The sequence below is a fragment of the Kitasatospora sp. NPDC058406 genome, from assembly GCF_042722765.1.
Classification (GTDB): Bacteria; Actinomycetota; Actinomycetes; order Streptomycetales; family Streptomycetaceae; genus Kitasatospora.
Map to the genome: position 1 here is coordinate 1 of NZ_JBHXKE010000137.1, position 25,450 is coordinate 25,450.

Sequence of the window (25,450 nt, forward strand, 5' to 3'; positions counted from 1 at the left end):
GCACACGGAGGTGCGGGGCGGCTCTCGGCCCGCCGGGGCGGGCGGGGTCAGAACCGGGCGGTCTCCCGGTAGATGCCCCACTCGTCGCGCAGCGCGTTGCAGATCTCGCCCAGGGTCGCCTCGGCCCGCACCGCGTCCAGCATCGGCGGGATCATCGACGCACCGGACCGCGCGGCGGCCAGCATCGCGTCCAGCCCGGCCCGGACCGCGGCGTCGTCCCGGGCCGCCTTGCGTGCGCCCAGCACCCGCACCTGCTCGCGTTCCACCTCGTGGCTGACCCGCAGGATCTCCAGCTCGGGGGTGACGCTGCGCGGGTGGCAGTTGACGCCGACGACCCGCTTCTCCCCCTTCTCCACCCCCTGCTGGTACTGGAAGGCCGCCTCGGCGATCTCGCCGGTGAACCAGCCGTCCTCGATCCCGCGCAGGATGCCGGAGGTGATCGGGCCGATCTCGTGGTCGTCCCGGCCCTTGTCGAGGATCTTCCGGAAGATCTCCTCGGCCTGCTGCTCGATCCGGTCGGTGAGCGCCTCGACGTACCAGGAGCCGCCCAGCGGGTCGGCCACGTTGGTGATGCCGGTCTCCTCCATCAGCACCTGCTGGGTGCGCAGGGCGATCTCGGCGGCCTGCTCGGAGGGCAGCGCCAGGGTCTCGTCCAGCGCGTTGGTGTGCAGCGAGTTGGTGCCGCCGAGCACCGCCGAGAGCGCCTCGACGGCGGTGCGGACGACGTTGTTGTACGGCTGCTGGGCGGTGAGCGAGACGCCGGCGGTCTGGGTGTGGAACCGCAGCCACTGCGCCTTGTCGGTCTTCGCGCCGAACCGGTCGCGCATCCACCGGGCCCAGATCCGCCGGGCGGCGCGGAACTTGGCGATCTCCTCGAAGAAGTCCAGGTGCGCGTCGAAGAAGAAGGAGAGGCCGGACGCGAAGTCGTCCACGTCCATGCCCCGGGAGAGGCCCAGCTCGACGTAGCCGAAGCCGTCGGCCAGGGTGTACGCCAGCTCCTGCGCGGCCGTGGCCCCGGCCTCGCGGATGTGGTAGCCGGAGACCGAGAGCGGCTTGTACGCCGGGATGCCCTCGGCGCAGTACTGCATGAGGTCGCCGATCAGGCGCAGGTGCGGCTCCGGGGCGAAGAGCCACTCCTTCTGGGCGATGTACTCCTTGAAGATGTCGGTCTGCAGGGTGCCGTTGAGCACCGCCGGGTCGACGCCCTGGCGCTCGGCGGCGACCAGGTACATGCAGAAGACGGGGACGGCCGGGCCGCTGATCGTCATCGAGGTGGTGACCTCGCCCAGCGGGATGCCGCCGAACAGCACCTCCATGTCGGCGGCCGAGTCGATGGCCACGCCGCAGTGGCCGACCTCGCCGAGCGACTTGGGGTCGTCGGAGTCGTACCCCATCAGCGTGGGCATGTCGAAGGCGACCGAGAGGCCGCCGCCGCCGGCCTCCAGGATCATCCGGTACCGCTCGTTGGTCTGCTGGGCGTTGCCGAAGCCGGCGAACTGGCGGATGGTCCAGGTCCGGCCGCGGTAGCCGGTCGGGTGCAGGCCCCGGGTGTACGGGTACTCGCCCGGCCAGCCGATCCGCTCGAATCCCTCGTAGGCCTGCCCGGGGGCCGGCCCGTAGACGGGCTCGACCTCGTCCCCGGAGAGGGTGGTGAAGTCCGCGTCCCGCTTGCGGGCGCTGTCGTACCGCTGCTGCCAGCGCTGACGTCCGCGCTCGATCTCCTCGGCGTCCATGACCCCGAACTCCGCTCCGTACGGCCGCCGCACCAGCGGGCGACACTGCTGTTAGGACGTCCTACTAATTTACTCGGACGTCCTAGTAATTGTCGACGGACGTCCGGTACGACATGCGGGGAATTCGGCGGCCGACGGGCGGCCCCCGGGCGGAACGGGGTACGGCACGGGGTACGCCACGGGGTGCGGCACGCACGAGGGCGCCCTCCCCGACGGGGGAGAGCGCCCTGTGGAACACCTGTGGTCAGACGCCCGCGGGCTGGCGGGCGGCGTCGCCGGACGGCAGCTTCGCGGCGGCCTCGGCGACCACCTTGCGCTCCGCGACGAAGGAGGCGAACGGGATGCAGCCGGCGGCCAGGGTCAGGATCATCCGGCCCAGCGGCCACTTGAGCTTCTGCCCGAGCATGAAGGTCACCACGAAGTACCCGATGTAGAGGTAGCCGTGCAGCATCGCCACGTACGTGGTCGCGCCCTCGGCCGCGTCGAAGCCGTACTTCGCCACCATGAAGCCGCAGAACACCAGCAGAGCCGCACCGGTCGCAATGGCCAGGGCCCGGTACCAGCCCAGCAGGGGGGTCGCCTTCATATCTTCAATCGCCTCGCTCGGCAGGATCGGGGGGCACGCCCGTTCCGCGCACCGCTCCCACGAGGGTAGCCGTCCTCACGCCCCGCCCCGCGCAGGCCCCTCGGCCTCCGACTCGTCGAAGTCGCCGGCCGCCACCCGCAGCGGACGCAGCAGGTCGAACACCTCGCGGCACTGGTCCGCGTCGTACTCCTCCAGGCCGAACTCCACCGACATCAGCCCGCGGGTGGCCTCCTCGACGACCTCGCGACCGCGCGCGGTGATCGTCGCGAGCACGCCGCGGCCGTCCAGCGGATTGGGGCGGCGGGCGACCAGGCCGGCCCGCTCCAGGCGGTCGACCGTGTTGGTGACGCTGGTCGGGTGGACCATCAACCGCTCGCCGACCTTGGAGAGCGAGAGCTCGCCGGTCCGGCTGAAGGTGAGCAGCACCAGCGCCTCGTAGCGGGCGAAGGTCAGTCCGTACGGCTTGAGGACCGCGTCCACGCGGGCGAGCAGGATCTGGTGGGCGCGCATGATCGAGGTGATCGCCGCCATCGAGGGGACGGCTCCCCAGCGGCGGGTCCACAGCTCGTCGGCGCGGGCGATCGGATCGAAGTCGAGTGCGAGGGGCTTGGCCACGCCCTTACCGTACCGGCGGGTGGGGCTGGTGCTACCAGGCGTCCTGATGGTGGACAAGTGCGACACGTGGCGGGATCACGCCAGCCGGTCCACCAGGTCCGGACCAGGACGTTGCACGGATGTGAACCCCCGCCAACCCGCAGGCCGGGTCCGGTGGTTGACCGACGAACCGGCGTCCGGCCCGGGATCAGGCCTCGGTCCGGGCGGTGACCCGCCGCGCGAAGGGCGATTCGTCCCCCTTTGTCGCCCTGTTCACGATCCGCCGCATTGGCGAGACCTGGCCAATCGATGAAGCAGACCTGTCATTTCACTTGTTGGATTGTCATGCTTTCGCCCAGCCCCGTCCGGCGATCACCGCCCCCACTCACCGGTGACCGCCGGGGACCGCACGGAGCAGCACGTCAGCGCCCGTTCCGCCCCTCAGGTGCCAACCCCGGCACCCCGGAGCGAGGTGCGACCGCGCACACGCGGTTTTCCGGAAGGACCTGTACGTGAAGCGAAAGCTCGCAGCCGGCGCCGTACTCTCCGCCACCGCCCTCCTCACCGGCGTCATCCAGGTGAGCACCGCGGCCCAGGCCACCCCGACCCCGTCCGCCCAGGCGCAGGCCGCGCAGCACCGCGCCGACCTGATCGCGCTGGCGGGCGGCCAGTCCGGCCCGCTGGCCGGGGCGCTCGCCCTGGGCGGCCAGGAGACGCTGGTCGCCAAGGACGCCGTCGTGGACGCCGACGGCACCCGACACCTCCGCTTCGAGCGCACCTTCGCCGGCCTCCCCGTGCTCGGCGGCGACCTGGTGGTGCACCAGGCGCCCGACGGCGCGGTGAAGGCGGTCGACAAGGCCGTCGCCGCGCAGATCGCGGTGCCCAGCCTGACCCCCGGGATCCCCGCCGACCAGGCCGCCTCGCAGGCCACCGGCGCGGTGCAGTCCACCGTCGGCATAGCCGCCGACAAGGACGAGTCCCCGGTGACCGAGGTCCGCCGGGCGGGCGCCGCCCAGCTGGTCGTCTGGGCCGCCGACGGCAACCCGCGCCTGGCGTACCGGACCACCGTCGAGGGCCTCCGCGCCGACGGCACCCCGAGCAGCCAGCTGCTGGTCACCGACGCCGCCACCGGTCAGGTGCTCTCCAGCCACGAGCAGGTGCAGACCGCCTCCGGCACCGGCACGGGCGTCTTCGTCGGCAGCGTCCCGCTGACCACCTCCACCGCGAGCGGCGGCTACTCGCTGAAGGACGCCTCCCGCGGCGGACAGTCCACCAGCGACCTCAAGGGCAGGACCTCCGGGTCGGGCACGCTGCTCACCGACGCCGACAACACCTGGGGCGACGGCACTGCCGCCAACCGCCAGTCGGCCGCCGTGGACGCGCAGTTCGGCGCCGCGGCCACCTGGGACTACTACAAGAACAGCTTCGGCCGCAACGGCATCAAGAACAACGGCGTCGGCGCCACCAGCCGCGTCCACTACGGCAAGAACTACGTCAACGCGTTCTGGAACGACTCCTGCTTCTGCATGACCTACGGCGACGGCGACGGCAACACGCACCCGCTGACCGCACTGGACGTCGCGGGCCACGAGATGACCCACGGCGTCACCTCGGCCACCGCCGGCCTCAACTACTCGGGCGAGTCCGGCGGCCTCAACGAGGCCACCTCGGACATCTTCGGCACCATGGTCGAGTGGTCGGCCAACCTCCCCGCCGACAAGCCGGACTACCTGATCGGCGAGAAGATCGACATCAACGGTGACGGCACGCCGCTGCGCTACATGGACAAGCCCTCCAGGGACGGCGGATCGGCCGACTCCTGGTCCTCGGGCGTCGGCAGCCTGGACGTCCACTACTCCTCGGGCGTCGGCAACCACTTCTTCTACCTGCTGGCCGAGGGCAGCGGCGCCAAGGTGATCAACGGCGTCAGCTACAACAGCCCGACCTCCAACGGCTCGACCGTCACCGGGATCGGCCGCACCAAGGCCGCGGCGATCTGGTACCGCGCGCTGACCGTCTACTTCACCTCCACCACCAGCTACAAGGCGGCCCGCACCGGCACCCTCAGCGCCGCCAAGGACCTCTACGGCGCCGGCAGCACCGAGTACAACGCGGTGGCCGCCGCGTGGAGCGGCGTCAACGTCAACTGACGTCCGCGTGCCGGACGCCCGGGGTCCTCACTGGGAGGGGAGGCCCCGGGCGTCCGGCGTTCCCGGACCTCCGCCACCGGCGGGCACCGGGCGTCCACGCGCCGCCCGTACGCGCGAGCGCCGGGGGCGCGGGCACGGGCACGGGCGCGCGGTAGCAACGGCCGCCGGGCCCGGCAAGGCCCGTCGGCTGGCGGGATCCCGCCAGCCGGACGAACCGCCCCGAACCGGACACCCGGCGCTCCGTCACCTCCCGCACCTGCGCGTGGCGGGACCTGGCCAATCGCCGGCCGCACCCTGTTCTTTCACAACCTGCATTGTCATGCTTCTGACCACGCCCCGTCGGGCGGCCGTCGCCCCCACCCATCGACGGACCGCCAGGCCGCACGGGACAGCACGTCAACGCCCTACCGCCCCACGGCGCCAACCCCGGTGCCCCGGTATGCGGCGTGACCGCGCACCCGCGGTTTCGTGGAAGGAACCCCGTACGTGAAGCGAAAGCTGACAGCCGGCGCCGTACTCTCCGCCACCGCTCTGCTGGCCGGCGCCATCCAGGTCGCCGCCGCCCCCGCCCAGGCCGCGCCCCCCGCGCCGGTCCAGCAGCGGGAAGCCCTGATCGCCCTGGCCGGCCAGCAGGCCGCGCCGCTCGCCCAGGCCCTCGCGCTCGGCGGCCAGGAGACGCTGGTCGTCAAGGACGCCATCGTCGACGCCAACGGCACCCGGCACCTGCGCTACGACCGGACGTTCGCCGGCCTGCCGGTGCTCGGCGGCGACCTGATCGTGCACCAGAAGGCCAACGGGACGATCACCTCCGTCGACCGCGCCTTCGACGGCCGGCTCTCTCTGCCGAGCCTCACCCCCGCGCTCTCCGCCGGCACGGCCTCCACCCAGGCGGTCGACTCGGTCCGGGCCACCGTCGGCATCGCCGCCGACGCGGACGAGATCCCGGTCAGCCGGGTCGACGGCGCGAGCCCGCCCACCCTGGTCGTCTGGGCGGGCGACGGCAGCCCCCGCCTCGCCTACCAGACGGTGGTCCACGGCGAGCGGGCCGACGGCACCCCGAGCAGCCAGCGGCTGATCACCGACGCCGCCAGCGGCAAGGTGCTCTCCACCCACGAGGAGGTGCAGACCGCGACCGGCACCGGCAAGGGCGTCCACGTCGGCTCGGTCACCCTGACCACCACCCAGAGCGGCTCCACCTACCAGCTCAAGGACGCGTCCCGCGGCAACCAGTGGACCGGGAACGCGAAGAGCGGCAACGCGCTGTACACCGACGCGGACAACAACTGGGGCAACGGCCTCGCCTCCGACACCCAGTCGGCCGCGGTGGACGCGCAGTTCGGCGCCAGCGCCACCTGGGACTACTTCAAGAACACCTTCAACCGCAACGGCATCAAGAACAACGGCGTCGGCGCGAGCAGCCGGGTCCACTACGGCAACGCCTACGTCAACGCGTTCTGGCAGGACTCCTGCTTCTGCATGACCTACGGCGACGGCACCGGCAACTCGAACCCGCTGACCGCCATCGACGTGGCCGGCCACGAGATGGCCCACGGCGTCACCTCCGCCACCGCCAACCTCACCTACTCCGGCGAGTCCGGCGGCCTCAACGAGGCCACCTCGGACATCTTCGGCACCCTGGTCGAGTGGTACGCCAATCTGCCGGTGGACGTGCCGGACTACCTGATCGGCGAGAAGATCAACATCTTCGGCAACGGCCAGCCGCTGCGCTACCTGGACAAGCCCTCCAAGGACGGCTCGTCCAAGGACTCCTGGTACTCCGGCATCGGCGGCATCGACGTCCACTACTCCTCCGGCGTCGCGAACCACTTCTTCTACCTCCTCTCGGAGGGCAGCGGCGCCAAGGTGATCAACGGCGTCAGCTACAACAGCCCGACCTCCAACGGCTCCACGATCACCGGCATCGGCCGCGCCAAGGCCGGGGCGATCTGGTACCGCGCGCTGACCACCTACTTCACCTCCAGCACCAACTACAAGGCGGCCCGCACCGGCACGCTGAACGCCGCCAAGGACCTCTACGGCGCCGGCAGCACCGAGTACAACACCGTGGCCGCGGCCTGGAGCGCGGTGAACGTCAACTAGCGGTGAAGGTCAACTAGTCGCCACCGGACCACTCCCGGAAAAGCGACAGGCTGCCGGGGCCCACTGGGAGAGGGGGCCCCGGCAGCCTGTCGGCGTTCGCGGCGGGGTCGGACCGGTCGGCGGCTCAGGCCGTGACGGGCTTCCCGACCGGGCCGCCGGCGCGCTCCTCCCTGGCGAGCATCCGCTCGGCGACGAAGCCGCCGCCGGGGAGCACCGAAAGGATGAACAGCACGGCGCCGCGCTTGACGTCCCACTTCTGCGCCTGCCAGGCCATGATCCAGAAGACCACGTACAGGATGAAGAGGATCCCGTGGATCATGCCCATCACGGGCACGCCGTTGAAGCTGGTGGTGCGCTTCAGCACCGAGCACAGCAGCAGGAGGAGGAAGGAGACCCCTTCGGGGCCGGAGACCAGGCGCAGGCGGTGGACGGCGCTGCTGTTCACGATGGGTACCTCGATGCGGGGGTCGGAGATCACTTGTGAACCGGCTCACAAGCGTCCGGCCCATTATCACCGAGCACATGTCCGGGTCCTCGGCCGGGGTCCGGAGCAGGGGTGCGGTGCAGGGGCGCGGAGCCGGGTCCGGAGCGGAGTCCGGACCCCCGCTTTGTCCCAGATGCGTACCAGAACACCCCCACCCCCTCCCCCGGGCCGCCCGCGGCCCGCTAGATTGCGCCCGTGGCACAGTTTCGACTCCAGGGGTCCAAGGTGCTCGCCGTCGACATGACGGGCGACGCCGTGAAGGCCAGAAACGGCTCAATGGTCGCGTACACCGGCCAGATGGGCTTCAAGAAGCTCAGCGGCGGCGGCGACGGCCTACGGGGCATGGTGACCCGCCGGTTGACCGGCGAGCAGATGACGGTCATGGAGGTGAAGGGACAGGGCACCTGCTACTTCGCCGACCGCGCGACCGAGATCAACCTCGTGCGGTTGAACGGCGAGACGCTGTACGTCGAGTCCGACAACCTGCTCTGCACCGAGGCGACGCTGAAGACCGGTACCAGCTTCACCGGGCTGAACGGCGTCTCCTCCGGCAACGGCCTGTTCACCACCAAGGTCGAGGGCCACGGCTGGGCCGCGGTCACCTCCAAGGGTCCGGCGATCATCCTCCGGGTCACCCAGGGCATGCCCCTGCGGGTCGACCCGGGTGCGTACGTGGCGCACACCGGCAACCTCAACCGCTCCATCAAGTCGGGCGCCGGCTGGAGCACCTTCATCGGCGAGGGCGGCGGCGAGGCCGTGCAGGTCGAGTTCGCCGGCGAGGGCCTGGTCTACGTGCAGCCGTCCGAGAAGCTGACCGTCGGGGGCGACGTCTGATGGCGTTCACGAAGATCAACAGCAAGATGATCGAAGCCGTGGTCGTTCCCGGCCAGCGGCTGTTCAGCCAGCGCGGCGCGATGCTCGCGTACCGCGGCGAGGTCCGGTTCACGCCGAACATCACCGGCGGGCAGGGCGGGGTCATGTCGATGATCGGCCGCCGGGTGGCCAACGAGGACACCCCGCTGATGAGCGTCGAGGGCCACGGCAGCGTGATGTTCGGCCACGGCGGCCACCACGTGCAGGTCATCGACCTCACCGGCGACACCCTGTACGTCGAGGCGGACCGGCTGCTGGCCTTCGAGGGCTCGCTCCAGCAGTCCACCATGTTCATGGGCTCGCAGGGCGGTGTGATGGGCATGGTCCGCGGTCAGGTGACCGGACAGGGCCTGTTCACCACCAAGCTGGACGGCCACGGCGCGGTGGCGGTGATGGCGCACGGCGGCGTCTTCGAGCTGCCGATCACCCCGCACCAGCCGGTGTTCGTCGACCCGCAGGCCTACGTCGCGCACCGCGGCCAGGTCCAGAACAAGCTGTCCACCGCGCTGGGGTGGCGCGACATGATCGGGCGCGGCTCCGGCGAGGCGTTCCAGCTGGAGCTGTCCGGGAACGGCGCGGTGTACGTGCAGGCGAGCGAGGAGAAGCTCTGATGTCCTACCCGCCGCAGCCCCCGTACGGGCAGGACCCGTACGGGCAGCCCACCCAGCCCGGCTACCCGCAGCCCGGCTACCCCCAGCAGGGGCAGCCCTACCCGCCGCAGGGGTACCCGCAGCAGGGACAGCCCTACCCGCCGCAGCCCCCGCCGGGCTACCCGCAGCAGGGGTACCCGCCGCCCCCGCAGCAGGGCTACCCGGCCCAGCCGCCGCAGCAGTACGCCCAGGAGCAGTTCGGCGGCGCCCAGGCCCCGCTGCCCAAGGCCCAGGACGGCTCCGGCCCGGTGGTGCACGACGTGCACAGCCTGCCGGTCAACGACAACGTCAACCCGTACGCCTTCTCGGTGGACCTCAACGGGTCGTACTTCCTGCAGAAGGGCAAGATGATCGCCTACTACGGCGACATCTCCTTCAAGGGCGTCGGCGCCGGCGCGATCGACCGGATGCTCGGGCAGCACTTCAACTCGCCGATGCACGCGGCGGACTGGGTGGTCGCCGAGGGCCGGGGCAAGCTGCTGCTGGCCGACCGCGCCTTCGACCTGAACTCCTACGACCTGGAGGAGGGCAACCTGACGGTCCGCTCGGGCAACCTCCTCGCGTACGAGCCCACACTGCGGCTCAAGCAGTCGATCATCCCCGGGTTCCTCACCCTGATCGGCAGCGGCAAGTTCGTCGCCGCCTCCAACGGACCGGTGCACTTCGTCGAGCCGCCGATCCGGGTGGACCCGCAGGCACTGGTGGGCTGGGCGGACTGCCCGGCGCCGTGCCACCACTACGACCACGACTACATGCACGGGGTGATCGGCGGCATCCGCCGGCTGACCGGGCTGGGCGGGGCGTCCGGCGAGGAGCACCAGTTCGAGTTCATCGGCGCCGGCCAGGTGCTGCTGCAGTCGACCGAGGTGCTGATGGCCGAGCGCGCGGTCGGCCAGGTGCACGCCGAGGCCGGCGTGCCGATGGGCGGGGTGCCGCCGCAGCACGCCCAGGGCCACGGGGGCCCGAACGTGCCGGGCCTCGGTAACCTGGGCGACCTCGGACGCCGCTTCGGACTCTGAGCCGCCCCGGCCGGATCCGTACGCCGGCGTTCGTGAACGCCGGTAAATTCGTACAACATTGAACTAATTGGGGTATGCTGTGTCCATGGACACGCACACGATCGCCCCGGCCGACGTCTCCTCCTCGCAGCCCGCGGGCCCCGAGGAGGAGACCCCCTGGCTGTCCTCCCGGGAGCAGCGGTTGTGGCGGGCCCACCTGGAGGTCGCCAAGCTGCTCGACTACCAGCTCGGCCGCGAACTCCAGCCGCACAGCCTGGCGATCAACGACTACGAGATCCTGGTCGTGCTCTCCGAAGCCCCCGAGCGCCGGATGCGGATGACCGACCTCGCCACCGCGACCCTCCAGTCCAAGAGCCGGCTCTCGCACCAGATCACCCGGATGGAGAACGCCGGCCTGGTGCTGCGGCAGGAGTGTCCGGGCGACCGCCGCGGCCTGTACGCCCACCTCACCGAACAGGGCTGGGAGACCATGCAGCGGGTCGCCCCGGACCACGTCCGCAGCGTCCGGGCGCACTTCATCGACCGTTTCACGCCCGAGCAGCTGGACGCGATGTACGAGGCGCTCGCCCCGGTGGCCGAGCACCTGCGCGGGCTCCGCGGCCGTTCCTGACCCGGCCCCCGAACCACCGCGCGACACGGAACCGCCGCACGACGGAACGAACCGCCGCGCGGGACGAAGGCCGGCGCCCCGCACGAGGGGTGCCGGCCTTCCGCACGGACCGGTCAGGCCGCCGTGAGCCCCGCGACCAGCCGGTCGGCCGCCCCGTACGGGTCCAGCTCCCCGGCCACCACCCGCTCGGCCAGGGTGGTCAGGTGCCGGTCGCCGCGCAGGTCGCCGATCCGGGCGCGGAGCGCGGCCAGCGCGATCGCCTCGATCTCGTCGGCCGCCCGGCGGCGGCGGCGGACGGCCAGCTCACCGTGCTCGTCCAGCCAGGCGCGGTGCTTCTCCAGCGCCTCGACCACCTCGTCCACGCCCTCGCCCCGGGCCGCGACGGTCTTCACGATCGGCGGCCGCCAGTCCCCCGGCTCGCGCGGCCCGCCGAGGCCGAGCATGTGGTTCAGCTCCCGGGCGGTGGCGTCGGCGCCGTCCCGGTCGGCCTTGTTGACCACGAAGAGGTCGCCGATCTCCAGGATCCCGGCCTTGGCGGCCTGGATGCCGTCGCCCATGCCGGGGGCGAGCAGCACCACGGTGGTGTCGGCCTGCGCGGCGATCTCCACCTCGGACTGGCCGACACCGACCGTCTCGACCAGGATGACGTCGCAGCCGGCCGCGTCGAGCACGCGCAGCGCCTGCGGGGCGGTCCAGGAGAGGCCGCCCAGGTGGCCCCGGGTGGCCATCGAGCGGATGAACACCTCGGGGTCGGTCGCGTGGTCCTGCATCCGGACCCGGTCCCCGAGCAGCGCGCCGCCGGAGAACGGCGAGGACGGGTCGACCGCCAGCACCCCCACCCGCTTGCCCAGCCGCCGGTAGGCGGAGACCAGCGCCGAGGTGGAGGTGGACTTGCCCACGCCCGGCGAGCCGGTCAGCCCGACGGTGTAGGCGCGCCCGGCGTACGGCGCCAGCGCGGCCATCACCTCGCGCAGCTCGGGTGCGGCGTTCTCGACCAGCGAGATCAGTCGGGCTACCGCCCGCGGACGGCCCTGCCGGGCCTGCTCGACCAGCGTCGGCACATCGATCATGGGTAGCTGCTCCTTGCGCCGAAGGGCTGCGGCCCGCCTGTGGCGGTCCGCAGCCCCTGAGTGGGTTTCCTGTGACGGGTCAGGCCTTGGGAACCCGGACGATCAGCGCGTCGCCCTGGCCGCCGCCACCGCAGAGCGCGGCCGCGCCGACACCGCCGCCGCGGCGCTGGAGCTCCAGCGCGAGGTGCAGCACCACCCGTGCGCCGGACATGCCGATCGGGTGCCCGAGCGCGATCGCGCCGCCGTTGACGTTGACGATCTCCGACGACACCCCCAGGTCCTTGGTCGACTGGTGGGCGACGGCGGCGAAGGCCTCGTTGATCTCGATCAGGTCGAGGTCCCCGACGGCGATGCCCTCCTTGGCGACCGCGTGCCGGATCGCGTTGGACGGCTGCGACTGCAGCGAGTTGTCCGGGCCCGCGACGTTGCCGTGCGCGCCGATCTCGGCGATCCAGCTCAGGCCCAGCTCCTCGGCCTTGGCCTTGCTCATCACGACCACGGCCGCGGCGCCGTCCGAGATCTGCGAGGAGGTGCCGGCGGTGATGGTGCCGTCCTTGGTGAAGGCCGGGCGCAGCCGGGCCAGGCCCTCGGCGGTGGTGTCGGCGCGGATGCCCTCGTCCTGGCTGAACAGGACCGGCTCGCCCTTGCGCTGGGGGACGGCCACCGGGACGATCTCGGCGTCGAAGACGCCGTCCGCCTGGGCCTTGGCGGCGCGCTGGTGCGAGGCGGCCGCGATCTCGTCCTGGACCTCGCGCGGGATGCCCAGCCGGGCGTTGTGCTTCTCGGTGGACTCGCCCATCGGGATGTTCTCGTAGGCGTCGGTCAGGCCGTCGTGGGCCATCGAGTCGAGCAGCTCGATCGCGCCGTACTTGTAGCCCTCGCGGGACTTCGGCAGCAGGTGCGGGGCGTTGGTCATGGACTCCTGGCCGCCCGCCACCACGATGTCGAACTCGCCGGCCCGGATCAGCTGGTCGGCCAGGGCGATGGCGTCCAGACCCGAGAGGCACACCTTGTTGATGGTGAGCGCGGGGACGCTCAGCGGGATACCGGCCCTGACGGCGGCCTGGCGGGCCGGGATCTGGCCGGCGCCGGCCTGCAGCACCTGGCCCATGATCACGTACTGGACCTGGTCGCCCGTGACACCGGCCCGCTCCAGCGCCGCCTTGATCGCGAAGCCGCCGAGTTCGGCGCCGGAAAAGCCCTTGAGCGAACCGAGCAGCCGACCCATCGGGGTCCGTGCACCGGCAACGATCACAGAGGTGGTGTTGGTCATAGGACGGGCCCCTTCGCACGTCGTGGCCAGGTGAGGATGCCGCTCAATGTACTGACCTGCTACCCGCCCGTCACCGGACCGACCGTGTGATCGAGCGCACTGGCACCCTCCAGTCAACACCGTGTCAACCCGGTCCGGGTGAACCCTTGCCGCCGGGCCTCCCGTGTGAGCAGGCTCGCACCGGGATCGCTGGCGCCGCGGACCCGCATGCGCTGCACTGTTGCCGACCTGTCACCCGCGCCGCATCCGGAGGCCACCGTGCTGACCCGTATCGACCACATCGGCATCGCCTGCCACGACCTCGACAAGACGGTCGAGTTCTACCGCTCCACCTACGGCTTCGAGGTGTTCCACAGCGAGGTCAACGAGGAGCAGGGCGTCCGCGAGGCCATGCTCAAGATCAACGACACCGGCGACGGCGGCGCCTCCTACCTCCAGCTGCTGGAGCCGATCCGCGAGGACTCCCCGGTCGGCAAGTGGCTGGCGAAGAACGGCGAGGGCGTCCACCACATCGCCTTCGGCACCGCCGACGTGGACACCGACTCCGAGGAGATCCGCTCCAAGGGCGTCCGGGTCCTCTACGAGGAGCCGCGGATCGGCTCGATGGGCTCCCGGATCACCTTCCTGCACCCGAAGGACTGCGGCGGCGTACTGACCGAGCTGGTCACCGCCGCGAAGCCGGGCGAGCACGAGGCCCACTGAGCGACGCCGGGTGCCGCCGGGCGGCGGCACCCGGCTCCTCCCCGCCGCTTCCCGGCCGCTTCGGCGTCTCTCCCCGGCCCCGTTCCCGGCGACTCCTCCGGCACTCCTCGGGCCCCCCGGACGCCCGTCCGCCGCCGTGCCACCGCCCCTCCACGCCCATGACCCGCCGGTAACCTCGGGCGGCGAGCCGGAAAACCCCCACGCGGCCATTCCCCCGCAAGGCGCTCCCACTACAATGCCCAGGTGCGCGAAGACTCCGGGGGACGGGGACGACGGGCACGGCCGAAGACAGGCCCGTCCGCCCCGGTGGGAGGCCCGTCGCAGGGGAGTCCATTTCGCGGGCACGGCTGAACAGTCGCAAGACGGATCTGTCACCATTCTCCACAAGGCAAGAGTTCGCCCAGGAGTCCACCCGGACGGGGGAACGCGGATCGACCGCGCTCCCAAGCCCCGGACTCCCACGACCGCGGCGGGTGCCCCCAAGGACGGGGCCGCCCGCACGAGCGCGGATGCAAGGACCAGTCGGACCAGCGCCCGGACAACGGGAGCACCGGACCGGCCGGGTCGAGGACGCGACCAGGAGATGGATGGGACCGCGGAGTGCGGGGCTACGACCGCTACGAGGTTGACGACCACCTCTCCCAGTTCGAGGCCGACATGGATCGGACTCGGAAGGAACGGGAAAAGGCAGTCGAGCATGCCGAGGACCTCGCCTACCAGGTGGAGGTACTCCGGGCCAAGCTGCACGAGTCCCGTCGCATGCTGGCCCAGCCGCGCGCTTTCGACGCCGTTTCCGGCCAGGCCGAGCAGATGCTCCGCACTGCCGAGATGCAGGCGCAGCAGCTGCGCGCCGACGCGGAACGCCAGCTTCGCGACTCCCAGGCCGCCACCCAGCGCATCATGGCCGAGGCCGCCGAGCGCACGGCCCGGCTGGAGGCCGAGCTGGCCGCCCGTCGCCGCCAGCTGGAGGACGAGCTCGCCGAGCTGCGGCGCAGCGCCGAACAGCACGTCAACGAGAACGTCAACTGGGCCGAGCAGACCCGGGCCGGCACCGAGCAGGAGGCCCAGCGCCTCCTCCAGGACGCCCGCGCCGAGGCCGACCGGATGATGGCCGCTGCCCGCGCCGAGGCCACCGCCCTGGCCGACCAGGCCCGGGCGCAGACCGCCGCCGACGTCGACGCCGCCCGCGGCGAGGCCCACGCCGCCGCCGAGGCCGCCCTCCAGCGCGCCCACACCGACGCCGAGCGGATGCTGCGCGCCGCCTCCGAGCAGGCCCAGCAGGCCGGCGCCCAGGCCGCCGCCGACGTCGACGCCGCCCGCGGCGAAGCCCAGCAGCAGCTGGCCGCCGCGCACGTCGCCGCCGAACAGCAGCTGACCGTCGCCCACGCCGAGATCGGCCGGCTCAAGGAGGAGGCCGCCGCCGAGCAGGCCCGCGCCGAGCAGGCGCTCGCCCACGCCCAGGCGGAGATAGCGCGGCTGCGCGCCGAGGCGATCGCCGAGGCCGAGCGGGCCCGCCAGGAGGCCGCCGAACTGCGGGCCCGGGCCGAGGTCGCCGCCGAGCAGCTCCAGGCCGACGCCGAGGCCGCCGCCGAGCGGAAGGTCGCCGACGGCGAGGCCGCCAGCGAGCAGCGCTCGCAGACCGCCCGGGCCGAGGTCGCCCGGATGGTCGCCCAGGCCACCAAGGAGGCCGAGGCGATCCGCGCCGAAGCCTCCACCAAGCAGGCCCAGGCGGAAGCCGCCAAGGCCGCCGCCTCCGAGGAGAGCGAGCGGCTGCGCGCCACCGCCGAGTCGGTGGCCGGACAGCTGCGCGCCGAGGCCGAGGCCGCGATCGCCGAGCTGCGCGGCCAGGCCGAGCGGGACGTCGCCGAGCTTCGGGCGCACGCCGAGGCCACCGCCGCGCGGCTGCGCGGCGAGGCCGAGGAGGCCGGCCGGGCCGCCGGCGCCAAGGACGCCGCCGTCCACCTGGCCAAGGCCGCCAAGACCGCCGAGGAGATGCTGGCCCGGGCCGGCCGGGACGTCGAGACGACCCGCACCGAGGCCACCACCGAGGCCGACCGGATCCGCACCGAGGCCGCCGCCGAGGCCGAGCGGCTGCGCGAGCAGGCCCGCGCGGCCGTCGAGGCCGCCCAGAACGCCGCCCTGGACGACGCCGCCGCCATCCGCGAGCGGATCCAGGAGATGCAGGACGAGGCCGCGCGGCTGCGCGCCGAGGCCGAGGAGCTTCGCGCCCAGGCCGCCGCCGAGGCCGACCGGGTGCGCGGCGAGGCCCGCAGGCAGGCCGTCCTGCAGATCGAGGAGGCGGCGAAGAACGCCGAGGAGCTGCTCACCAAGGCCAAGTCCGACGCGGACGAGCTCCGCGCGGGCGCGGCCGGCGAGATCGAGCGCCTGCGCGCGCAGGCCAAGGAGCAGGCCACCGAGACCCAGGGGCGGGCCGAGCAGACCCTGGAGCGGGCCCGCACGGAGGCCGCGAAGATCACGGCCACGGCCGAGCAGCAGGGCCGGGGCGCGCTCGCCGCGGCCAAGGCCGCGGCTGCCGAGAACCGGGCCGCCGCCGAGCGCGAGACAGCCGAACTGCGCCGCGAGGCACACGAGTTCGACCAGCGGGTGCGTGCCGAGGCGGGCACCGCCGCAGAGGTCCTGCGGGCCGACGCGGAGGCCGAGGCGACCTCCGTCCGGGCCGCCGCCGTCGCCGACGCGGAGCGGCTGAGGACCGAGACCGACACCGAGGTGGCCCGGAGCCGGGCCGAGGCCGAGGCCGCCGCCGAGGCGCTGCGCGAGGAGAGCCGGCGCGAACGCGAGGAGGCGTCCGCCGGTCTGCAGCGGGAGCGCGAGGAGACCGCCGAGCACCTGGCCGCCGCCACGGCGGCCCGTGAGCGGGCGGAGCAGGCCGCCACCGAACTCACCGACCGCACCGCCACCGAGACCGCGGCACTGCGCGAAGCCGCCGAGGCACACGCCGCCCGCGTCCGCACCGAAGCCGAACAAGCCGCCACCGAACTCACCGACCGCACCACCGCCGAGACCACGGCACTGCGCGAAGCCGCCGAGGCACACGCCACCCGCGTCCGCACCGAAGCCGAACAAGCCGCCACCGAACTTACCGACCGCACCACCGCCGAGACCACGGCACTGCGCGAAGCCGCCGAGGCACACGCCACCCGCGTCCGCACCGAAGCCGAACAAGCCGCCACCGAACTCACCGACCGCACCACCGCCGAGACCGCCCGGCTGCGGGCCGAGGCCGAGCAGACGCTGGAGGCCGCCCGGGCCGCCGCCGAGCGGCGCCGGGCCGAGGCCGAGAAGGCCGCCAAGGAGATGCGCGAGCGGGCCGAGGCCGAGCTGGCGCTGGCCGACGAGCAGGCCGGGACGGTCCGCGCCGAGGCCGGCCGGGAGCTGTCCGAGGCCCGCGCCACCGCCGATTCGATCCGCGCCGAGGCGGGCGAGGTGCTGGAGCAGGCCCGTCTGGACGGCGAGGACCTGATCGCCGCCGCCGATCTGGAGGCCGCCGCGCTGATCGAGGCCGCCGAGGAGGAGGCCGCCGAGGTCCGCCAGTCGGTGGCCGGCCTGCACGCGACCGCCTCGCAGCAGATCGCCGATCTGCGGGCCGCCGCCGAGCGGGAGGCCGCCGAGGTCAGGGAGCGGGCCGAGCAGGCCGCCGCGGACCTGCGCGACACCGCCGACCGGGAGACCACCGAACAGCGGGCGCTCGCCGACCGCGAGACGACCGAGCTGCGCGAGCGCACCGACCGCGCGGTGGCCGAGCTGCACGACGCCGCCGACCGCGAGACCACCGAACAGCGGGCCCTGGCCGACCGCGAGACCGCCGAGCAGCGGGCGCTCGCCGAGCGCGAGACCGCCGACCTGCGCGCCCGGACCGCCGCCGAGACGGCAGCCCTGCGTGAGCAGACCGAGCTTGAGCTGACCGCCGAGCGGGAGGCCGCCGACGCCGAACTGTCCCGCCGCCACGCCGAGGCGCACGCCTACGACCAGCAGGTGCGGGCCGACGCCGAGGCCGAGCTGCATGCCGCCCAGGAGGCCGCCGAGCAGCAGCGCGCCGAGGCCGAGGCACTGGCCGCCCGGACTGTGGCCGCCGCCGGGGACCGGTCGGCCGCGCTGGTCGCCGAGGCGGAGGACTTCGCCGCCCAGCTGCGTGCCGAGGCCGAGGAGTACGCGTTCGCCACCCGCAGCCTCGCGGACGACTACGACACGGCGACCCACGCCCGTGCCGACGCCTTCGACGCCGAGATCCGCGAGGCCGCCGAGCACTTCGACAAGGCCACCCGCGACCAGGCGAAGTCGGTCCTGGAGAAGGCCTTCGCGGACGCCGAGTCGCTCGGTGAGGACGCCCAGACCACCGCGCTGGCCACCACGGCCGCCGCCGAGGAGCAGGCGGACGCGATGGTCGCGGCCGCCCGCAAGGAGGCCGACCGGCTGGTCGGGGCCGGCGAGGCGGCCGGTCAGGACGCGGTCGAGAAGGGCCGGGCCGACGCCGACGCGCTGCTCTCCGAGGCCCGCCGGGACGCCACGGCGATCCGTGAGCGTGCCGAGGAGCTCCGCGAGCGCACCGACGCCGAGGTCGAGGCCCTGCACGAGCGCGCCCGCAAGGAGAACGCGCAGGCCATGAAGTCGGCCGGCGAGCGGGTGGACGCGCTGGTGACGGCCGCCCAGGAGCAGCTGACCGAGGCCGAGGAGCAGGCGGTCGCCACCGTCGCCGAGGCCGAGGAGCGGGCGGCGGCGCTGGTCACGGGCGCCGAGGACCGCGCCAACGAGCTGACCTCGGTGGCGTCCGCGGAGGCCAGCAAGGTCCGGATCTCGGCCGTGCGCAAGGCCGAGGGCCTGCTCAAGGAGGCCGAGACCAAGCTCTCCGACTCGACCAGCCGCGCCGAGGCACTGATCATCAAGGCCGAGGCGAAGCTGAAGTCCTCCCAGGACGAGGCGGAGGAGCGGCTCGACTCGGCGGCGGCCGAGGTGGAGAAGCGGCTGCGGGCCGCCGACGAGGCCGCGGACGAGCAGGTCGAGCTGGCGAAGGCGGAGGCCGAGCGGCTGCTCGCCGAGGCACGGGCCGAGGCGAAGCGGGTCACCGACGAGGGCCGTCGCGAGTTGGACGAGCTGGTGCGCCGCCGCAAGGACATCAACACGGAGATCTCCCGCGTGCAGGACGTGCTGTCCGCGCTGGAGGCCTTCGAGGCGCCGTCGCCGGTCGCGCAGGCAAACGGGGGAAGCACCACCAAGAAGGACGGGGGTGCCAAGGCCGGTGCCGGAGTTGGCGCTCCCCGGTCGAGTGGCAATCGCTCCAAGAGCGCACCACCCGATTGAGCGGACATTGTCCGCGAGACAACGGCGTTTCGCCGTCGACACTCCGGTACCGTGTCAGGATTCCCTCAACCACCTCAGCGGTTTGACGACAGGAAGCCCAGAACCCCATGAGCGACAGTCACTCCCCTCACGGCTTCGACCTGGTGCGCCGTGGGTACGAGCGCGCCCAGGTCGACGAGCGGATCACCAAGCTGGTGGCCGACCGTGACAGTGCCTTGACCCGGATCAGCGCACTCGAGAAGCGCATCGAGGAGCTCCACCTGGAGACCCAGACCGCCCAGGCGGCGGTCGCCGAGGCGGAGCCCTCGTACGCGGGTCTCGGCGCCCGGGTCGAGAAGATCCTGCGGCTCGCCGAGGAGGAGGCCAAGGACCTGCGCGACGAGGCGCACCGCGCCGCCGAGCAGCACCGCGAGCTGGCCGAGGCGGCTGCCCAGCAGGTCCGCACGGAGGCCGAGAACTACGCCAAGGACCGCAAGGCCAAGGCGGAGGACGAGGGTCTGCGGATCGTCGACAAGGCCAAGAGCGACAGCGCCCAGCTGCGGGCCGAGGCCAACAAGGACGCCCAGAACAAGCGCGAGGAGGCGGACGCCCTCTTCGAGGAGACCCGCACCAAGGCCGCCCAGGCCGCGCTGGAGTTCGAGACCAACCTGGCCAAGCGCCGCGAGCAGTCCGAGCGCGACCTCGCCGCCCGTCAGGCCAAGGCCGAGAAGCGTCTGGCCGAGATCGAGCACCGGGCCGAGCAGCTCCGCCTGGAGGCCGAGAAGCTGCGGACCGACGCCGAGCGCCGTGCCCGTCAGACCGTCGAGACGGCCCAGCGCCAGTCCGAGGACATCGTGGCCGACGCGAACGCCAAGGCCGACCGGATCCGCAGCGAGTCCGAGCGCGAGCTGGCGGCGCTCACCAACCGCCGCGACAGCATCAACGCCCAGCTGACCAACGTCCGCGAGATGCTGGCGACGCTGACCGGCGCGGCCGTGGCCGCCGCCTCGCTGCCGGGCGACGACTCCCTGGGCGTGCCCGCCCAGCAGTCGCGCTGACGCCCTGACCGACGGGCCCCCACCCTCCGGGGTGGGGGCCCGTCGTGCTGTCCGGGACCGGCTCCCCCGTTTCCGGGGCCGCCTCCGGGGGCCGCCTCCGGGACCGGCGTGACCGCCGGCGTCACAGGGGCCCCGGAGGCCCCCAGGAAGCCCGGGAGACGGCCGGGGGCTTCCCGGGCCGCCCCGGGGCGCGTTCAGCGCGGGTACGCGCCGTCCGGCCGCTGGTGCCCGCAGCTCAGTTGGTTGCCGTCGTCGTCCGAGACGGTGCCGAACCACGAGGTGCACCAGACCGACACCGAATCGGGCCAGTACTGCACCTCGAACGGGTGACCCGAGCCGAAGTCCCCGTACGAGGAGACGATGAACGTCTCCCCCGGACGCATCCAGTAGTCCTCTCCCAGTGGCTCCAGGGTCAGTTCGAGCAGTCCCTCGCCCCGGTTGGTCACCGGCATCCGGCCGGTCACCTCCAGCGCCGAGAAGTCCCAGCGCTCCCGCTCGTCCTTCATCCGGCGGCCACCCGGACCAGCAGCCGGCGCACGGCCGCGTTGAACGCCTCCGGCGCCTCGATCGCGCTCAGGTGACCCACCCCGGGGAGCACCGTCAGCTCCGCGTCCGGCCGGGCCCGCGCCATCAGCTCCGCCTCGGCGAGCGGCACGAGGCCGTCCTCCGCACCCGCCACCACCGTGGTCGGCACTCGCAGCCCGGCCAGGACGTCCAGCGTCTCCGGCCGGGCCGCCATGGCCCGCTGCGCCCACGCGACGGCGGCCGGCAGCGCGGCGGCGATCAGCGTCTGCACCCGGTCGGCCAGGTGCTGCGAGTCCGGGCCGAGCTGGCCGGCCGCCATCCGTTCGTCGAGCAGCAGCCGGACGCTGTTGCGGGCCAGCACCGCGGAGGCGATCCGTTCCCGGTTGGCCCGGGCGGCCTCCGTGTCGGCGGTGGCCTTGGTGTTCGCCAGCAGCAGGCCCGCCAGCCGGTCGGGGTGGCGGCGGGCGAAGGCCAGCGCCACGTACCCGCCCATCGAGAGGCCCCCGAGCACCGCCCGGTCGACCCCGGCCGCGTCCAGCAGCAGGGCGACGTCGTCGGCGACCGCGTCCAGCGAGGGCTCGTCGGTGCCCAGCACGGTGCCTCCGAAGCCGCGCTGGTCGGGGGCGATCACCCGGGCCTCGTCCCCGGTCGGTCCGGGCAGCTCGTCCAGTTGGGAGGACCACATGGCGGCGTTGAGCGGAAAGGCGTGCAGCAGCACGAGGGGAGTTCCGGTACCGCTCTCGCGGACCGACACTGCGGAGGGGAGCTGGGTCATGGGCACACCGTATTCCGGTGCGCCCGGCGGGCCCACTCAGCGGGCCGCATTGTCCCCTTTGTCATAGCCTGACGGAGAGTAAGGGAGCGCGAATGATCGAGTTGCACGAGCTGACAAAACGTTACGGCAAGACCCTCGCCGTGGACCGGCTGAGCTTCAAGGTCCCCCAGGGCGTGGTCACCGGGTTCCTCGGCCCCAACGGCGCCGGCAAGTCCACCACCATGCGCATGATCCTCGACCTGGACCGGCCCACCGGCGGCCGCGTCACCATCGACGGCAGACGGTACGGGCAGCTCAGCGAACCGCTCAAGTACATCGGCGCGCTGCTGGAGGCCAAGGCCGTCCACCCGGGGCGCACGGCCCGGGACCACCTGCTCTGGCTCGCCCAGAGCAACCGCATCCCCACCCGCCGGGTCGACGAGGCGCTCGCCCTCGTCGGTCTCACCCCGGTCGCCCGCAAGCGCGCCCGGGGCTTCTCGCTCGGCATGGGCCAGCGGCTCGGCATCGCCTCCGCCCTGCTCGGCGACCCGGAGATCGTCATGTTCGACGAACCGGTCAACGGACTCGACCCGGAGGGCATCCTCTGGATCCGCAACCTGATGAAGCGCCTCGCCGCCGAGGGCCGGACCGTCTTCGTCTCCTCCCACCTGATGAGCGAGATGGCCGTCACCGCCGACCACCTGGTGGTCATCGGCAGGGGCCGGCTCCTCGCCGACCTGTCGATGGCCGAGTTCATCCGCCGCAACTCCCGCTCCGCCGTCCGGCTGCGCACCCCCCAGCCCGAACGGCTGCTCGACGTCCTGGCCGGCGCCGGAGTGCGGCACGAACCGGGCCCGGACGGCTCGTACGAGGTCGTCGACGGCAGCCTCGCCGCACTCGGCGAGCTGGCCGCCGCACAGGGCGTGGTGCTGCACGAACTCAGCCCGCAGCAGGCCTCCCTGGAGGAGGCCTTCATGCAGATGACGGCCGACTCGGTGGAGTACCACGCCGGGGACGGCCCGGGCCGCGACGCGGCCGGCGCACCCGGCGTCTGGGGCGCCGACTGGCAGGGAGGCAAGGCGGCGCAGCCGGCGGCCCCCCGTACCGAGGAGAACTGAGATGGCGTCCTTCCCCGCGATCCTGCAGTCCGAGTGGACCAAGATCCGCAGCGTCCGCTCGACGATCTGGACGCTCGCCCTGACCTTCGTGATCACGCTCGGCATCGGCGCCCTGCTGTCGCTGCTCACCCACAACAACTTCGAGGAGTTCCGGAGCGACGACAGCCCCTTCGACGCCACCGGCACCGCCTTCTCCGGCATCATCCTCGGCGAGCTGGCCATCATCGTCTTCGGGGTGCTGGCGGTCGGCAACGAGTACAGCACCGGGATGATCCGGGTCACCCTGGCCGCCGTCCCCCAGCGCGGCACGCTCCTCACCGGCAAGGCGGTGGTGCTCGGCGGACTCGCCCTGGCGGTCTCGCTGGTGACGGCGTTCCTCACCTTCTTCGTCGGCCAGGCCCTGCTCGGCGACCACTCCACCGACCTCGGCGAACCGAACGTCCTGCGCGCGGTGTTCGGGGCCGCGCTCTACCTGACGATGCTCTGCCTCTTCTCGGCCGGCGTCACCGCGATGCTGCACAACCAGACGCTGGCGCTGGGCGTGCTGGTCCCGTTCTTCTTCCTGCTCTCGCCGATCCTGTCGGCGGTGCCGAAGGTCAAGACGCTGGCCCACTACTTCCCCGACTACGCGGGCTCCCGGATGATGCTGGTGTACGAGCAGAACGGCCAGCCGTACGGGCCGTGGACCGGCTTCCTCATCTGCCTGGCCTGGACGGTCGCCGCCCTGGCCGGCGGCGCGCTGGTGCTGAAGCGGCGGGACGCCTGACGGCGCGCGCCGCCTCCACCGCCGCCCCCGCACGGTCCACGCCCCTTCCCCCTCCCGAGCCGCGGCCGGCCGGGGGGCAGGGGCGTCGCCGTCAGTACCGGGGCGCGCCGCGGCCGCGGAGCAGGTTCGAGGCCCGGCGTTCCCTGGCGCCCCAGCACGCCCGGTGCCAGTGCCGGCGGTCGTCCACCCCCGCGCCGTGCATCGGCCAGGCCACCACATGGCCGACACCGGGCGGGATCTCCTGGTCGCACCCCGGGCAGCGGTAGTGCCGGCCCGCCGTACCCGCCACCGTCTGCACCACCCAGTCCTCGCCCTGGTAGTTGTCGGTGCGGCGCAGCGCACCCCCCGGCGGGGCGGCCTGCTCGGCCGGCTCGCGGTCGGCTGCGATCTTGATCCGGTTACGGCGGGGCGACACGGCGGGCTACCTCTCTACGGTGGTCGCGGAACCGTTCAAGCCTACGGCCGGGGGCCGCCCGCCGGGTCTCTATCACGGCATCGGACCGTGCTCCGGTGTTTCCCGTGATATCCACCCGTTCTTCTGGGAAATTGGTGGTTCGGCGTGCCATTGGCACATGACATGGGCTACTCACGAGGGGACAGGCGGGGCCCGCAGACCCTGCGCGCACCCGAGGAGGCTCTCAGTATGACCAGAACCAGCGCCCGCGCCGAGACCCGCCGACCCGTCGGGGTCCGCCCGCCGGCACCCGGCCCGGCGCTGACCACCACCGCCGCGACGGGCACCGCCGGCACTCCCCTGCCGACCGTCCAACGGGCCGGTGCCGCACCCGCGGACACCGCTCCCGTGCTCGTCGGCGCCTTCCTGCTCTCCGCACAGTTCCCGGGCCAGACCCACGGCGAGGCGCTGGACCGCACCGTCCGCGCCGCCGTCGAGGCCGAACGCGCGGGGCTGGACAGCGTCTGGCTCGCCGAACACCACTTCGTCCCGTACGGGGTCTGCCCGAACGCCGCCACCCTGGCCGCGCTGCTGCTCGGCCGCACCCGGCGGATCGGCATCGGGACGGCGGTCAGCGTGCTCTCCACCGCCCACCCGGTGGCCCTCGGCGAACAGGCCGCGCTGCTCCACCTCACGTCCGGCGGGCGGTTCACGCTCGGCGTGGGGCGCGGCGGGCCCTGGATCGACCTGGACGTGTTCGGTGGCGGCGTGGAGGCCTTCGAGCAGGGGTTCCCGGAACGGCTCGACCTGCTGCTGCGCTGGCTGCGCGGCTCCCGGGTGGGCGCGTCCGGACCGCAGTTCGAGTTCCCCGAAGTGGCCGTGGTGCCCCGGGCCACCGAGCCGCCCCGCCGCCCCGACCTTGGCGCCTGGCTCGGCGTCGACGAACGCAGCGGGCTGCTCCGGTTCCCCCGCCAGCGTCAGGACGCCGACGGCCCCGGCGAGGAGCTCACCGCCGTCGGCCGACCGGTCGCCGGCCCGCCGGTGGTGGTCGCCTGCACCTCGCCGGGCGGGGTGCGGAACGCCGCCGAACGCGGCCTGCCGATGCTGCTCGGCATGCACTCCGGCGACGACGACAAGCTGCACATGCTGGAGCTGTATCGTTCCGCCTGGCTGGCCGCCGGGCGCAGCGAGGAGCAGCTGCGGCGGGTCGGCCGCCAGCACGTCGCGGCCGGCGTGGCCCAGGTGGACGACCGGACCTCGGCGGCCCGGGCCACCCTGCTGCGCGCGATGCCCGGGTGGTTCGAGTACGGGCTCGGCGCCCACCGCACGGTGGACGGCCGGGAACGCAAGATGCGCGACCCCCGCGAGTACACCGAACTCCTCTGCGACCTGCACGCGGTGGGCACGCCGAGGCAGTGCGCGGACCGGCTGCTGGCCACCGCCGAAAGGACCGGCATCCGCCGCTTCGCGCTGCTCGCCGAGGGAAGCGGCGACCACGAGGCCACCCTGCACAACATCGCCCGGCTGGGCTCCGAGGTGCTGCCGCAACTGAGCTGAAGCCGGTCGGACCCGGCCGCGCGCACCGAACCGAAGCAACCCGGAGGCGAGCGGGCGACACCCGCCCCGAGCAGGCCCGAGGCGAGCGGGCGACACCCGCCCCGAGCAGGCCCGAGGCGAGCGGGCGACACCCGCCCCG

The 25,450-nt window shown here is 73.1% G+C and carries 21 protein-coding genes; 12 read left to right on the plus strand and 9 right to left on the minus strand.

Features of this window, described 5'->3' with window-relative positions; all coding sequences use genetic code 11:
- Positions 1 to 47: 47 nt before the first annotated feature.
- From ACFWOG_RS24815 to ACFWOG_RS24825, 3 genes are all read right to left on the minus strand, one after another.
- Complete coding sequence (locus ACFWOG_RS24815) at positions 48 to 1,733, minus strand: methylmalonyl-CoA mutase family protein (protein ID WP_329882987.1); 1,686 nt, start codon at positions 1,731 to 1,733, stop codon at positions 48 to 50.
- A 244-nt stretch (positions 1,734 to 1,977) separates the two neighbouring features.
- The gene (locus tag ACFWOG_RS24820; RefSeq protein ID WP_380361039.1) at positions 1,978 to 2,319 is read right to left on the minus strand and encodes a DUF3817 domain-containing protein; all 342 of its coding nucleotides are present in this window, start codon (positions 2,317 to 2,319) and stop codon (positions 1,978 to 1,980) included.
- A gap of 75 nt (positions 2,320 to 2,394) precedes the next feature.
- The gene (locus ACFWOG_RS24825) at positions 2,395 to 2,934 is read right to left on the minus strand and encodes a MarR family transcriptional regulator (RefSeq protein WP_329952210.1); all 540 of its coding nucleotides are present in this window, start codon (positions 2,932 to 2,934) and stop codon (positions 2,395 to 2,397) included.
- 491 nt (positions 2,935 to 3,425) lie between these two features.
- Between ACFWOG_RS24825 and ACFWOG_RS24830 the strand changes: the two genes are divergently transcribed.
- Both ACFWOG_RS24830 and ACFWOG_RS24835 read left to right on the plus strand, forming a co-directional pair.
- Positions 3,426 to 5,063: a M4 family metallopeptidase gene (locus tag ACFWOG_RS24830; protein ID WP_380361040.1), complete on the plus strand. Its 1,638-nt coding sequence runs from the start codon at positions 3,426 to 3,428 to the stop codon at positions 5,061 to 5,063.
- A 486-nt stretch (positions 5,064 to 5,549) separates the two neighbouring features.
- Positions 5,550 to 7,163 (plus strand): M4 family metallopeptidase, encoded by a 1,614-nt coding sequence (locus ACFWOG_RS24835; protein ID WP_329882991.1) that lies wholly within the window; start codon positions 5,550 to 5,552, stop codon positions 7,161 to 7,163.
- Between the two features lie 124 nt (positions 7,164 to 7,287).
- On the opposite strand, the gene ACFWOG_RS24840 is transcribed toward ACFWOG_RS24835, so the two are convergent.
- Positions 7,288 to 7,611 (minus strand): DUF3817 domain-containing protein, encoded by a 324-nt coding sequence (locus ACFWOG_RS24840; protein ID WP_329883201.1) that lies wholly within the window; start codon positions 7,609 to 7,611, stop codon positions 7,288 to 7,290.
- 231 nt (positions 7,612 to 7,842) lie between these two features.
- Here ACFWOG_RS24840 and ACFWOG_RS24845 point away from each other — a divergent pair, with 231 nt between their 5' ends.
- From ACFWOG_RS24845 to ACFWOG_RS24860, 4 genes are all read left to right on the plus strand, one after another.
- Positions 7,843 to 8,481: an AIM24 family protein gene (locus ACFWOG_RS24845; protein WP_329882992.1), complete on the plus strand. Its 639-nt coding sequence runs from the start codon at positions 7,843 to 7,845 to the stop codon at positions 8,479 to 8,481.
- Positions 8,481 to 9,131 (plus strand): AIM24 family protein, encoded by a 651-nt coding sequence (locus tag ACFWOG_RS24850; protein WP_329882993.1) that lies wholly within the window; start codon positions 8,481 to 8,483, stop codon positions 9,129 to 9,131. The genes ACFWOG_RS24845 and ACFWOG_RS24850 overlap by 1 nt, the downstream gene beginning before the upstream one ends.
- A 257-nt stretch (positions 9,132 to 9,388) precedes the next feature.
- The gene (locus ACFWOG_RS24855; RefSeq protein ID WP_329883202.1) at positions 9,389 to 10,189 is read left to right on the plus strand and encodes an AIM24 family protein; all 801 of its coding nucleotides are present in this window, start codon (positions 9,389 to 9,391) and stop codon (positions 10,187 to 10,189) included.
- An 85-nt stretch (positions 10,190 to 10,274) separates the two neighbouring features.
- On the plus strand, positions 10,275 to 10,799 hold the full coding sequence (locus tag ACFWOG_RS24860; RefSeq protein ID WP_329882994.1) for a MarR family transcriptional regulator: 525 nt from the start codon (positions 10,275 to 10,277) through the stop codon (positions 10,797 to 10,799).
- 113 nt (positions 10,800 to 10,912) lie between these two features.
- Here ACFWOG_RS24860 and meaB read toward each other — a convergent pair whose 3' ends face one another.
- A complete protein-coding gene (meaB, locus tag ACFWOG_RS24865; protein ID WP_329952213.1) occupies positions 10,913 to 11,869 on the minus strand; it encodes a methylmalonyl Co-A mutase-associated GTPase MeaB in 957 nt (318 codons plus the stop codon).
- A 79-nt stretch (positions 11,870 to 11,948) separates the two neighbouring features.
- Entirely contained in the window at positions 11,949 to 13,142 is a 1,194-nt protein-coding gene (locus tag ACFWOG_RS24870) for an acetyl-CoA C-acetyltransferase (protein WP_329882996.1), read from the minus strand.
- Positions 13,143 to 13,400: 258 nt separating this feature from the next.
- On the opposite strand from ACFWOG_RS24870, the gene mce reads away from it, so the two are divergent.
- From mce to ACFWOG_RS24885, 3 genes are all read left to right on the plus strand, one after another.
- A complete protein-coding gene (mce, locus tag ACFWOG_RS24875) occupies positions 13,401 to 13,844 on the plus strand; it encodes a methylmalonyl-CoA epimerase (protein WP_329952217.1) in 444 nt (147 codons plus the stop codon).
- 600 nt (positions 13,845 to 14,444) lie between these two features.
- A complete protein-coding gene (locus ACFWOG_RS24880) occupies positions 14,445 to 19,160 on the plus strand; it encodes a hypothetical protein (protein ID WP_380361041.1) in 4,716 nt (1,571 codons plus the stop codon).
- A 107-nt stretch (positions 19,161 to 19,267) separates the two neighbouring features.
- The gene (locus tag ACFWOG_RS24885) at positions 19,268 to 20,197 is read left to right on the plus strand and encodes a cellulose-binding protein (RefSeq protein ID WP_327680760.1); all 930 of its coding nucleotides are present in this window, start codon (positions 19,268 to 19,270) and stop codon (positions 20,195 to 20,197) included.
- A gap of 194 nt (positions 20,198 to 20,391) precedes the next feature.
- On the opposite strand, the gene ACFWOG_RS24890 is transcribed toward ACFWOG_RS24885, so the two are convergent.
- Together ACFWOG_RS24890 and ACFWOG_RS24895 are read right to left on the minus strand one after the other, a co-directional pair.
- A complete protein-coding gene (locus ACFWOG_RS24890; RefSeq protein WP_329948542.1) occupies positions 20,392 to 20,703 on the minus strand; it encodes a hypothetical protein in 312 nt (103 codons plus the stop codon).
- On the minus strand, positions 20,700 to 21,497 hold the full coding sequence (locus ACFWOG_RS24895; protein WP_380361042.1) for an alpha/beta fold hydrolase: 798 nt from the start codon (positions 21,495 to 21,497) through the stop codon (positions 20,700 to 20,702). Before ACFWOG_RS24895 ends, ACFWOG_RS24890 begins: the two co-directional genes overlap by 4 nt.
- A 92-nt stretch (positions 21,498 to 21,589) precedes the next feature.
- Here ACFWOG_RS24895 and ACFWOG_RS24900 point away from each other — a divergent pair, with 92 nt between their 5' ends.
- The gene (locus ACFWOG_RS24900; RefSeq protein WP_329883000.1) at positions 21,590 to 22,594 is read left to right on the plus strand and encodes an ATP-binding cassette domain-containing protein; all 1,005 of its coding nucleotides are present in this window, start codon (positions 21,590 to 21,592) and stop codon (positions 22,592 to 22,594) included.
- Position 22,595: 1 nt separating this feature from the next.
- Positions 22,596 to 23,360 (plus strand): ABC transporter permease subunit, encoded by a 765-nt coding sequence (locus tag ACFWOG_RS24905; protein WP_380361043.1) that lies wholly within the window; start codon positions 22,596 to 22,598, stop codon positions 23,358 to 23,360.
- Positions 23,361 to 23,451: 91 nt separating this feature from the next.
- Here the strand turns inward: ACFWOG_RS24905 and ACFWOG_RS24910 are convergent, their stop codons facing one another.
- Positions 23,452 to 23,775: an ATP/GTP-binding protein gene (locus ACFWOG_RS24910; RefSeq protein ID WP_380361044.1), complete on the minus strand. Its 324-nt coding sequence runs from the start codon at positions 23,773 to 23,775 to the stop codon at positions 23,452 to 23,454.
- A 387-nt stretch (positions 23,776 to 24,162) separates the two neighbouring features.
- Between ACFWOG_RS24910 and ACFWOG_RS24915 the strand changes: the two genes are divergently transcribed.
- Positions 24,163 to 25,311 carry an LLM class flavin-dependent oxidoreductase gene (locus ACFWOG_RS24915; protein WP_329948557.1) on the plus strand — a complete coding sequence of 383 codons (1,149 nt, stop codon included), beginning with the start codon at positions 24,163 to 24,165 and terminating at the stop codon, positions 25,309 to 25,311.
- The last annotated feature ends 139 nt before the right edge of the window (positions 25,312 to 25,450 follow it).

Coding starts and splice junctions, on each gene's coding strand:
- ACFWOG_RS24820 (WP_380361039.1), bottom strand. CDS start 2,319: ATGAAGGCGACCCCCCTGCTGGGCTGGTACCGGGCCCTGGCCATTGCG.
- ACFWOG_RS24905 (WP_380361043.1), top strand. CDS start 22,596: ATGGCGTCCTTCCCCGCGATCCTGCAGTCCGAGTGGACCAAGATCCGC.
- ACFWOG_RS24900 (WP_329883000.1), top strand. CDS start 21,590: ATGATCGAGTTGCACGAGCTGACAAAACGTTACGGCAAGACCCTCGCC.
- ACFWOG_RS24815 (WP_329882987.1), bottom strand. CDS start 1,733: ATGGACGCCGAGGAGATCGAGCGCGGACGTCAGCGCTGGCAGCAGCGG.
- ACFWOG_RS24895 (WP_380361042.1), bottom strand. CDS start 21,497: ATGACCCAGCTCCCCTCCGCAGTGTCGGTCCGCGAGAGCGGTACCGGA.
- ACFWOG_RS24860 (WP_329882994.1), top strand. CDS start 10,275: ATGGACACGCACACGATCGCCCCGGCCGACGTCTCCTCCTCGCAGCCC.
- ACFWOG_RS24885 (WP_327680760.1), top strand. CDS start 19,268: ATGAGCGACAGTCACTCCCCTCACGGCTTCGACCTGGTGCGCCGTGGG.
- ACFWOG_RS24890 (WP_329948542.1), bottom strand. CDS start 20,703: ATGAAGGACGAGCGGGAGCGCTGGGACTTCTCGGCGCTGGAGGTGACC.
- meaB (WP_329952213.1), bottom strand. CDS start 11,869: ATGATCGATGTGCCGACGCTGGTCGAGCAGGCCCGGCAGGGCCGTCCG.
- ACFWOG_RS24870 (WP_329882996.1), bottom strand. CDS start 13,142: ATGACCAACACCACCTCTGTGATCGTTGCCGGTGCACGGACCCCGATG.
- ACFWOG_RS24850 (WP_329882993.1), top strand. CDS start 8,481: ATGGCGTTCACGAAGATCAACAGCAAGATGATCGAAGCCGTGGTCGTT.